The following is a 5,039-nucleotide window of genomic DNA, read 5'->3' as shown; positions in this document are numbered from 1 at the left end:
AACGCCTAAACCACGCTTCATGAACCGCCGTATACGGAACCGTACGTACGGTGGTGTGGGAGGGGGGAGGTGTGAACCTTCCCCCTACCCGATGCCGTCGTGTAAAGCGCCGCGATCAAACACCCAATCGACTTGAGAGTATCAAACCGATACTGCGCCGATGGGCATTCAAGCGACGTGCCGGTTCACGACTGGCAGGGCCTCTCCTCGTCGCTAGCCGCACGGCTAAACCAGGAGGGCCAGAAAATCAGTTGCTCGGAACTCATAGGACAGCGTCATCCCCAATTCCCGCGGCCGGGTCGTGCTGACCGCCCCGGAATTCCGCCGCCTGGCGCAAATCCGACGCGGTCCACCGCTCCTTGGGCTTGTTCTCGTCGTATCCGTGATCAAGGTATGACGGGGTGTGGGACGGCTGGCTCAGTGGAAACTGAGCCCAGTCCGGGGGGATCTGCCGCCACTGCGCCCGTGAGCCGAAATAGGCGTTGATGTGCGCCTCGTCCCCCTGTTCCAGCCAATGCAACGGCCCACCCTCGCCCCGCGCCAGCTTCTCGATCCGCTTACGCGCGGCGCCACCGGCCAGGCGGGCACCCCAGCGCATATAGAACGGCACCGCAGACTTCAGGATCGCCAAGAGATCCGCCAGCGTCTCCCGGCGGAAGGGGACCAGTTCCTGCAGGTGGTCGGAATCGGTGTACCACTGGCCGTGGAAGTTCTGCGTCGCGAACCAGTTCGGTTGGAACACCTTGCGGAAATCGGAGAAGCCCAGAACCTTGAGCATCGCCGCCGCGAATTCATGATTGACCACCCGCAGCCGCCAGCGTCACCAAGCCAGGCGACCTTGGAGAAAGATGGCGACGAAGCTGCGTATGGTCGTCTCGACCTCGTCGTCCGAAATCGGCCCACACCACCGGATACGCATCCACCAGCCCGTGAAGATCCCCATGAACGCAACGGCCGCATTGCGCGCATTGCGAATCGGCACACCGTCCTGAATGGACGCAGCCGTCAGAATAGAGATGACATGCGCCAGGCTGACCTCGAACGTGGTGTCGAAGAAAAGCTTGGCCACCTCGGGGAACTTTCGCCCCTCGGTATGCAGCAGCCCTTCGAAGGCCATGACCTCGGGATCGGACATGCTGCGCACGATGGTGCGGGCGAAATGCTCAAGACGCGGGGCCAGTCCGCTGCACGGCGCCGGCTCGGGCGTGAAACGCGTGGACCACACCTCCACCCGGGACGAACAGACGGCCTTGAACAGATCCGCCTTGGAAGGATAGCGCGCATACAGCGTTCCCTTGGAAACCCGTGCCGTTTCAGCCACCGCCTCCATCGAAGCGCCACTATAGCCGGCGGTCAGGAAGATGCCGGTCGCCGCCTCCAGGATGGCCACATCGATGGCGCGGACCTGAGCCTGCGTCGGCCGGCCAGCCCCCGTCCGCTGACGGGGGGCTTGCGTCGTCGTGGTGGTATCCAAGGTGTTGGACATTGCAGCCTATCTCGATCGCTATTGGGATGGAGGTCACGGTCGGAATTCGGACGTTCCCGACCGATGATGCCGTGAAACCCGCCCCCTGGCGCAACTCCGTCAACGGCATCAGAGGCCGCCCGTCCGCGCCATCGCCGGCGTGCTCCGGCTCTGCGATTTCCGGTAGGTGCGCTCGGCCCACCACCATGGCGAAAACAGCGATGGCCACGCCGATGATGGCGTAGATCAGCTGGACGTTGTCATGCGCGCCCTCGCCGGCCGCTGTTCCCTTGAAGAACAGGCTGCCACCGATCAGCGGCCCGATGAAGGTGCCCAGGCCATTGAAGGATTGCGCCAGATTGAGTCGGCGGGACGCCAGTTCAGGCGGTCCCAGGACGTTGACGTAGCTGTCGGCAGCCGTTTCCAGGCAAGCGAGGCCCGAGGCCAGCACGAACATCGACAGCACGAAAGGCAGGAACTGGCCCATCGATGCGGACGGAATGAACAGCAACGCGCCCAGGGCGGTGACCATCAGCCCGATCAGGATGCCGACCTTGTATCCCACCCGCTGCAGCGGGAGGCCGGCGGGCAGGCCATAGGCCAAATGAAAAACAGGCTGATGGCGAAGGCCAGCGCCGTGCGCAGAACCCGGGGCGCCACCTGATCGTGCGCCACCTGCTTATGGACCGATGCCGTCTACACACTCATGAACTGCCCCTCCCTGGGCGCCGGCGGCTGCCCTTATTGTCACTCTGTCCTGGCGCTTGGGGCGCAGGTGTTAGGCCGCGATGCGGTAGATGCGGGCGGCGTTGCGCCCGAACAGGCCGCGCCGCTCATCCAGCGAGAAACCACCCAGAATCTGGTGATAGGCGCCCATGACGCGATCGATATTCCCGAACAGGCGATCCGTGGGAAAATCGCTGGCCACCATGCAGCGGTTGGTGCCGAACAGGTCGATGGTCTCAAGGATCAACGGCCGGATACTGTCCACCGTCCATCCCCGGTCCACCAGGCCGAAGCCCGAAAGTTTCACCGCTGCGTGCGGCAAGGCCGCCAAAGCGCGCATGCCCGCCCGCCAGTAGGCCAAGCCGCCAGGCTCATGCAGCAGTGGCATGCCGCAATGGTTCAGGATCAGCGGTATCCCTGGATGGGCCGCCGCCAACTCCGCAGCGGCGGCCAACTGCCCCGGATAGCATTGCAGGTCGAACGACAGGCCGTGACGGGCCAACCGGGCATAGCCCTGCCGCCAGGCCGGGTTGACCAGCGGATCGTTTCGATTATAGGTCCGGCGCGGATCCAGGTGCCAATTGGCGATGTGCCGGATGCCCCGAACCCGAGGGTAGGCGGCCTGTTGTTCCAGCACCTGTTCGACGTCATCGCCGTCGAGGGCGGCGAAAGCGACAATGGCACTGGGCAAGCCGCCTTCCTCCGCCAACTGTTCCAGCCAGGCGGTTTCTTCCAGCGCCTGGGCGGGATCGGCGCCGGCATCGATATGCACGGCGCCGACCGGCGACCACGGGGCCAGTTCTTCCCGGTAGGCGTCCGGCAGGTAGGTATGGGCAATGGCCTCGGTGCTGCCGTTTGGCCCGTCGTCCGAGAACGGTGGTGTTAGCCAAGCGTACTTGAGCCGATCCAGGTTCCAGAAATGGACGTGGGCATCCACGAACGGAATCTCTTCCATCGCCTATCCTCCCTTTGTTCTTAGCCGTCAGAGGAGAGGGCTAGTACGTCGTACGACCACCCGAGGTATCGAAAGTCGACGCGGTGGTGAAGCTGCATTCCTCGCTGGCCATGAAGCAGACCATGGCCACGCTTTCCTCCACATGGCCCAGGCGTCCCATGGGTATCTTGGAGCGCATGTAGTCCACCTGGCTTTGCGGCAACTGGGCCAGGATGGGGCTTTCGAAGGTCGCGGGGGTCAGGCTGTTGACCATCACGCCTTTGCCGGCCAATTCCTTGCCCAGCGACTTGGTGAAACCCAGGACGCCGGCTTTACTGGCGGAATAGGCGCTGGCGTTGGGGTTGCCCTCCTTGCCGGCCACCGATGCGACGTTGACGATGCGGCCATAGCCGTTGGCCAGCATCAGCGGCACCAGCGCACGGCAACAATAGAACAGGCCGTTCAGGTTGATGTCGATGGTGCGGCGCCAGCTGTCCAGCGGGAACTCATGCACCGGCACGGTGGCACCGGTGATACCGGCGGAGGCCACCAGCACGTCCAGCCGTCCGCCAAGGGCCTCTTGGCTGGACTGGGCCGCCGCCGCGACGGCATCGGCATCGGTGACGTCCAGCGCCACGCTGAAGGTGGCGCCCGCCTCTTCCGCTGCGGCGGCCAAGGTGTCGGGATTATTGTCCCATAGAGCGACCTTGGCCCCTTCCGCCACCAGGCGGCGGGCGGTTTCCTTGCCCAGCCCCGACGCCCCGCCGGTGACGATGGCGGTGCGGCCCGCAAAGCGATCCTTGAACACGGTCATGCCAGCACCTCATCCCCCAGGTGGCGCCATTCCACCACCTGTTGCCGCTGGGTTCCCAGCTTCGCGATCCCCAAACCCATCACATCACCCGCCTTGAGAAAGATGGGGGACGGCTTCTTTCCTTCCCCTACACCCGGTGGCGTACCGGTGATGATGAGATCACCGGGGAACAGGGTGATGTATTGGCTGGCATAGGCGATGATTTGGCGGACATTGAAGATCATCGTCCGGGTGTTGCCGGTCTGCATGCGCTGGCCGTTCACGTCCAGCCACATGTCCAGGTCCTGCGGGTCGCCCACCTCATCGGCCGTCACCAGCCAGGGCCCCACCGGGCAGAAGGTGTCGTGGCCCTTGCCCTTGCTCCACTGCGTGCCGCGCTGCTTCTGATTGAAGCGTTCCGACACATCATTGGCCAGGACGTAACCCGCCACATGGTCCAGGGCCTGGGCCTCCTCGACATAGCGGCAGGTCTTGCCGATGACGACGCCGAGTTCCACCTCCCAGTCGCTGTGGGTGGAGTTCTTGGGCAGCATCACCTCATCGTTCGGCCCCGTCAGACTGGACAGGGCCTTGGCGAACATCACCGGCTCGGTCGGGATGGGCAGATTGGATTCGATGGCGTGGTCCTCATAGTTGAGGCCGATGGCCACGATCTTGCCGATGCCCCGCACCGGTACGCCATACCGCGGCGTGCCGGGCACGGCCGGCAGGCTGTTCGGATCGACGGCGGACAGACGGGCCAGCACGTCGGCCGTCAGCGCCGCCGGCGTGATGTCGGCGATGCGTGACGACAGGTCGCGGATGACGCCATCGGCGTCGACCAAGCCCGGCTTTTCTTCGCCGCGGGGGCCAAAGCGACAGAGCTTCATAAGAAATGATCCTTAATGCGTATAAGGGCGGTGCAGGGTGACGGCGGGGTTCAACTCCACGCCGAAACCGGGCTTGTCCAAGGCCGTGGCCTTGAGGCGGCCGTTGACGGGAACCGGCTCGCCCAGCAGTTGGGGGTGGAACATGGGCTGAACCTGGTCTGCTTTGGGCGCCATCATCAGGAACTCGGCGAACGGGCTGTTATGCCGGGTGATGACGAAGTGGTAGCTGTA

6 protein-coding genes and 1 pseudogene are annotated in these 5,039 nt (G+C 64.2%); all 7 read right to left on the bottom strand.

Features of this window, described 5'->3' with window-relative positions; all coding sequences use genetic code 11:
* Positions 1-262: 262 nt before the first annotated feature.
* A complete protein-coding gene (locus tag FBZ89_RS30410; RefSeq protein ID WP_145754833.1) occupies positions 263-778 on the bottom strand; it encodes a hypothetical protein in 516 nt (171 codons plus the stop codon).
* 42 nt (positions 779-820) lie between these two features.
* Positions 821-1,390, bottom strand: coding sequence for a TetR/AcrR family transcriptional regulator (locus FBZ89_RS30405; RefSeq protein ID WP_186457672.1), 570 nt, complete (start codon positions 1,388-1,390; stop codon positions 821-823).
* Positions 1,341-2,069, bottom strand: a complete 729-nt coding sequence (locus FBZ89_RS30400) for an MFS transporter (RefSeq protein ID WP_145754830.1) — start codon at positions 2,067-2,069, stop codon at positions 1,341-1,343. The genes FBZ89_RS30405 and FBZ89_RS30400 overlap by 50 nt, the downstream gene beginning before the upstream one ends.
* 174 nt (positions 2,070-2,243) lie before the next feature.
* The gene (locus tag FBZ89_RS30395) at positions 2,244-3,146 is read right to left on the bottom strand and encodes an amidohydrolase family protein (protein ID WP_145754828.1); all 903 of its coding nucleotides are present in this window, start codon (positions 3,144-3,146) and stop codon (positions 2,244-2,246) included.
* 40 nt (positions 3,147-3,186) lie between these two features.
* On the bottom strand, positions 3,187-3,939 hold the full coding sequence (locus FBZ89_RS30390) for an SDR family NAD(P)-dependent oxidoreductase (RefSeq protein ID WP_145754827.1): 753 nt from the start codon (positions 3,937-3,939) through the stop codon (positions 3,187-3,189).
* Complete coding sequence (locus FBZ89_RS30385) at positions 3,936-4,808, bottom strand: 2,4-didehydro-3-deoxy-L-rhamnonate hydrolase (protein ID WP_145754825.1); 873 nt, start codon at positions 4,806-4,808, stop codon at positions 3,936-3,938. Before FBZ89_RS30385 ends, FBZ89_RS30390 begins: the two co-directional genes overlap by 4 nt.
* 12 nt (positions 4,809-4,820) lie before the next feature.
* A pseudogene (locus FBZ89_RS30380) lies at positions 4,821-5,039 on the bottom strand (L-rhamnonate dehydratase); the annotation flags it as partial.

It is taken from the genome of Nitrospirillum amazonense, assembly GCF_007828045.1.
Classification (GTDB): Bacteria; Pseudomonadota; Alphaproteobacteria; order Azospirillales; family Azospirillaceae; genus Nitrospirillum; species Nitrospirillum amazonense_C.
This window is presented reverse-complemented; position numbering and strand designations above follow the sequence as displayed.

What these genes read in the sequence shown, in the direction of transcription:
- FBZ89_RS30410 (WP_145754833.1), bottom strand. Translation starts at nt 778, where the DNA reads ATGCTCAAGGTTCTGGGCTTCTCCGATTTCCGCAAGGTGTTCCAACCG.
- FBZ89_RS30395 (WP_145754828.1), bottom strand. Translation starts at nt 3,146, where the DNA reads ATGGAAGAGATTCCGTTCGTGGATGCCCACGTCCATTTCTGGAACCTG.
- FBZ89_RS30390 (WP_145754827.1), bottom strand. Translation starts at nt 3,939, where the DNA reads ATGACCGTGTTCAAGGATCGCTTTGCGGGCCGCACCGCCATCGTCACC.
- FBZ89_RS30385 (WP_145754825.1), bottom strand. Translation starts at nt 4,808, where the DNA reads ATGAAGCTCTGTCGCTTTGGCCCCCGCGGCGAAGAAAAGCCGGGCTTG.